Here is a 4,279-nt window from a genome sequence, read left to right on the forward strand (position 1 = left end):
ACGCGAGCCTCGTCGGCGAGCAAAGTCGGATCGTCAACCGAATGAAAGCAACGTTGATCCGGCTTGGCATCCGCGGCTTCAATCCCAAGCTGAAGAAGGCCGCCGAACGCCTTGACGGCTTGCGCACCCCCGAGGGCGAGCCGATCCCGCCCAACACCCTGGCTGAGCTGCGTCGCGACATGGCGCGCCGCGTCGCGAGACGTCCCCCTATCCCGATCTTTGGCCCTCTGCCGAAGAGCGCTCAACCCGTCGCGATGTCGGTTGCCCGCCGTAAACCGGACGCCGATCAGCACTTGGCTCGACCGCCGCTTTTGACCCGCAGTCTGATTGCGACTGGCCGCTTCTGCCCGTGGCCGGCCCCATGTGCCAGCGACCCGCAACGAACTTCTCGTCGTATGCGGGATCGCTTTCGATGGCGCTTTCGCGTGAACTGACCGGCCTATTCGGCCAGTTCGCGCATGACTTTGATCAGATCCGACTTGCCCTCGAAGCCGATGCCCGGAATGTCCGGCATGACGATGTGGCCGTCCTGAACCCGGACAGAATCCGGGAATCCCCCGTAGGGCTGGAAGAGGTCGGGGTAGCTCTCGTTGCCGCCGAGCCCCAGGCCGGCGGCGATGTTCAACGACATCTGGTGACCGCCGTGCGGTATGCAGCGCGACGGTGACCAGCCGTGTTGGGCCAGGACGTCCAATGTCCGGAGATATTCGACGAGACCGTACGACAAAGCACAGTCGAACTGCAGCCAATCGCGGTCCGGACGCATGCCGCCGTAGCGGAGCAGGTTGCGGGCGTCCTGGTGCGAGAATAGGTTCTCGCCCGTGGCCATCGGGCCGGGATAGAATTCCGCGACGGCGGCCTGGAGGGCGTAGTCGAGCGGATCGCCGATCTCCTCATACCAGAACAGCGGGTACTCGCGCAGCATCTTGGCGTAGGCGATGCCGGTCTCGAGACCGAAGCGACCGTTGGCATCGACGGCGAGCTTGGCCTGCGATCCGATCTCCTTGAGCACGGCCTCGATGCGGCCGCGGTCCTCGTCGATCGACGCGCCGCCAATCTTCATCTTCACGACGTTGTAGCCGCGGTTCAGATAGCCGCGCATTTCCGCCTGCAGCGCGGAGTTGTCCTTGCCGGGATAGTAGTAGCCGCCGGCAGCGTAGACGAAGACCCGCGGGTTGGCCTCCTTGCCCTTCATTTCCGCAAGCAGGCGGAACAGGGGCTTGCCGGCAATCTTTGCGGTCGCATCCCAGATCGCCATGTCGAGCGTTCCGACGGCGACCGAGCGCTCGCCGTGGCCGCCGGGCTTCTCGTTCGACATCATCTTCGTCCAGATGCGGTGCGGATCGAGATTGGCTCCATCGTCGTTCAGCAAGCTCGCAGGTTCGGCTTCGAGGATGCGGTCGCGAAAGCGCTCCCGGATCAGCCCGCCCTGACCGTAGCGGCCGTTCGAATTGAAGCCGTAGCCGACCACCCGCCGCCCGTCGCGGACGACGTCGGTCACGATGGCGACAAGGCTGGAAGTCATCTTCGAAAAGTCGATGTAGGCATTCCGGATCGGTGACGAGATTGCCTTGGTCGTCTCGACGACGTCTACGATGCGCATGGCGTTCTCCTTCTGTGGCTGGTGATGTCTTCGGTTAGGGATCGGTCGCCAGAACGTCGGTCTCGGCCGTGGCGGGCTTGTCGTGGCGTAGCCGCACGGCTTCCATCGCCTGCTTCCGATCGAAGGCGCCGTCCCACTTGGCAATCGCGATCGTCGCGATCCCGTTGCCGATAAGATTGGTCACGGCGCGGGCTTCGTTCATGAAGCGGTCGACGCCGAGCAAAAGAACGAGGCCGGCCACGGGAACGGTGTGGATTGACGAAAGGGTTGCGGCGAGCGTCACGAAGCCAGCGCCGGCAACGCCTGCAGATCCCTTCGACGTCAGAAGAAGCACGCCCAGCAGGACGATCTGGTCGCCGAGAGAAAGATCCGTGTTCGTCGCCTGAGCGACGAAGATCGCGGCCATCGAAAGGTAAATGGACGTTCCGTCGGCATTGAACGCGTAGCCGGTGGGCAGCACCATGCCGACGACGGTCTTGTCGCAACCGAGCCGCTCGAGCTTGACCAGCATCTGCGGCATCACCGCTTCCGTCGAGCAGGTGCCCAGGACGATGAGGATCTCGTCCTTGAAGTAGCGGAAGAATTGCGGCAGCGGAAAACCGGCCCACGTCGCGATGCCGCCGAGCACCACCACGACGAAGAGGATCGTCGTAACGTAGACGCCGAGCATCAGGTAGCCGAGTGACCAGAGCGTCGCGATCCCGTACTTTCCGATCGTGAAGGCGACCCCGGCTCCAGCGCCCAACGGGGCGAGGCGCATGACCATGGCCACGACCCGGAACAGGGCGGTGCAGCAGGATCTCGATGACGTTCACCAACGGCTTGCCGTAGTCGCCGAGTTGGACCATGGCGATGCCGATCAGCACCGAAACCAGGATGACCTGCAGCATCATTCCCTTGGCGAAGGCATCGACGATCGTCGTCGGGATGATGTCGAGCAGGAACTGCACGAAGCCGTGGTTGCCGTCGGCGGCCTTCACGTAGGCCGAGATCGAACCCGCATCGATGTGGCTGGCGTCGATGTTCATGCCAGCACCGGGCTTGATCACGTTGACTACCACCAGGCCGATTACAAGGGCCAAGGTCGAGACCACCTCGAAGTAGATCAGCGACTTGACGCCAATTCGGCCGACCTCCTTGATGTCGCTCATCTTGGCTATGCCGACAACGACCGTACCGAAAATGATCGGCGACAGCAGCATCTTGATCAGTTTGATGAAGCCGTCGGCGAGCGGCTGAAGGTTGGTTCCGACCTGGGGCCAGAGATAACCGAGCAGGCCGCCCAGCACGATAGCAAGGAGGACTTGAACATAGAGCTCGCTCAAATAACCGAAAGAGTGCCGAATTTTCAATGTTTTCTCCCTGACGGCATACGCCTATGCTGGGCCTTGGTGGCCTCTGTCGCTGTTTGGGAAGGACCACTCCGGTCTCCGGAACGACTTCCTTGCTGCTGTGGCGTTGTGTAGCTTGCGACGATCCGTATGCTTCGGCCGGAGAGAACGCCAATGCTGTTGCCGAGATTAGTTATGCCATTTAGGCATCACCGATGGATCTGATCTGGTTCGAGGATTACCTGGCTCTCTTCGAGACCTTGAACTTCTCCAAGGCGGCCGAAGCCCGTCACGTCACCCAGCCGGCCTTCAGCCGACGGATCCGGGCATTGGAGGAGTGGGTGGGGGCGCCCCTATTCGTGCGTACGACACACAGCGTGACGCTCACGCCCGCCGGCGAGCATTTCCATACCCAGGCAGAAATTCTGACCCGGGCGCTGCATCAGTTGCGCCGCGAAACCCTCGAAGTGGCCGGACGGGGCGCGGGGCCGCTGTCGATCGCCGCAACGCACGTATTGTCGTTCACGTTCTTTCCAAAGTGGGTCCGGAGCAGCGAGAAAATTCTCGCCTTGGGCAATCTCAATCTCATCTCGGACAGCATGTCGGCGTGCGAGCGGATGATGCTCCGGGGCGACGTATCGTTCCTGTTGTGCCACTATCATCGCAGCATGGGCAGCCGGCTCGACACCAGGCAGTTCAAGAGCATCGTCGTGGGTACCGACACGCTCGTTCTCCTCAGCGCCGCTGACGCCGACCGAAAGCCGCGGTGGTCGCTGCAAAACGACGAGACCGTCCCCTACCTGGCCTACAGCCCGCAGTCGGGGCTGGGCCGCATCGTCGCGAGTCAATTGGCGAAGCGGGACTTGAAGAAGATTTTCACGTCGCATCTCGCCGCGACGCTGCTCTCGATGGTCAGGTCCGGAGACGGTGTCGCCTGGCTTCCTCGAACGCTGGCGGAAGACGACATCGAGGCGGGTTCGCTCGTCGAGGCCGGGGACGCCAAGTCCTCGGTCCCGATCGAGATACGGCTCTTCCGCCCGGCAGCACGACAGGGGCAAGAAGTTGAAGCTCTGTGGTCGGCATTCGAAGCTATAGAGGTCGGCTGAAGAAAACACTTGCCGGCCACGCGTACCTCTACCAACCTCGAGGCGCCCCGCGATAAGCCCATTGACCCGGATGTATGGTCCGGCCGTGCGTTGCAAGAGGTTCGTCGATCTGGTGGTAAGCGGTCTTGCATCAATGTATCCGGTCTCTAGTTGGAGCTGTTTTGCTCCGGACCATCATGGATATCAGCGCGCGTGCGACCTCATTAACGGACAGGCCTCGACGGGCCATCCGGGTCCCT

4 protein-coding genes and 1 pseudogene are annotated in these 4,279 nt (G+C 62.3%); 1 reads left to right on the plus strand and 4 read right to left on the minus strand.

Annotated elements, in window-relative coordinates:
* The 4 genes and pseudogenes from IVA82_RS24880 to IVA82_RS49070 form a co-directional block, all read right to left on the minus strand.
* The coding region (locus IVA82_RS24880) for a hypothetical protein (protein WP_247389044.1) at window positions 1-293 on the minus strand (293 nt) is incomplete at its 3' end.
* 146 nt (window positions 294-439) lie between these two features.
* Entirely contained in the window at window positions 440-1,603 is a 1,164-nt protein-coding gene (locus tag IVA82_RS24885) for a mandelate racemase/muconate lactonizing enzyme family protein (protein WP_247389045.1), read from the minus strand.
* 34 nt (window positions 1,604-1,637) lie between these two features.
* The gene (locus tag IVA82_RS49065; RefSeq protein ID WP_346658800.1) at window positions 1,638-2,363 is read right to left on the minus strand and encodes a cation:dicarboxylase symporter family transporter; all 726 of its coding nucleotides are present in this window, start codon (window positions 2,361-2,363) and stop codon (window positions 1,638-1,640) included.
* A 94-nt stretch (window positions 2,364-2,457) separates the two neighbouring features.
* Window positions 2,458-2,892 (minus strand): annotated as a pseudogene (locus tag IVA82_RS49070) (cation:dicarboxylase symporter family transporter); the annotation flags it as partial.
* A 257-nt stretch (window positions 2,893-3,149) separates the two neighbouring features.
* On the opposite strand from IVA82_RS49070, the gene IVA82_RS24895 reads away from it, so the two are divergent.
* On the plus strand, window positions 3,150-4,040 hold the full coding sequence (locus tag IVA82_RS24895; RefSeq protein WP_247389046.1) for a LysR family transcriptional regulator: 891 nt from the start codon (window positions 3,150-3,152) through the stop codon (window positions 4,038-4,040).
* The last annotated feature ends 239 nt before the right edge of the window (window positions 4,041-4,279 follow it).

Origin of the sequence: Bradyrhizobium sp. 142 (assembly GCF_023074015.1) — a bacterium.
In the GTDB taxonomy this organism is placed as follows: Bacteria; Pseudomonadota; Alphaproteobacteria; order Rhizobiales; family Xanthobacteraceae; genus Bradyrhizobium.

Bases quoted from the DNA above. Each gene is read 5' to 3' on its own strand.
- IVA82_RS24885 (WP_247389045.1), bottom strand. From the start codon at position 1,603: ATGCGCATCGTAGACGTCGTCGAGACGACCAAGGCAATCTCGTCACCG.
- IVA82_RS49065 (WP_346658800.1), bottom strand. From the start codon at position 2,363: ATGCGCCTCGCCCCGTTGGGCGCTGGAGCCGGGGTCGCCTTCACGATC.
- IVA82_RS24895 (WP_247389046.1), top strand. From the start codon at position 3,150: ATGGATCTGATCTGGTTCGAGGATTACCTGGCTCTCTTCGAGACCTTG.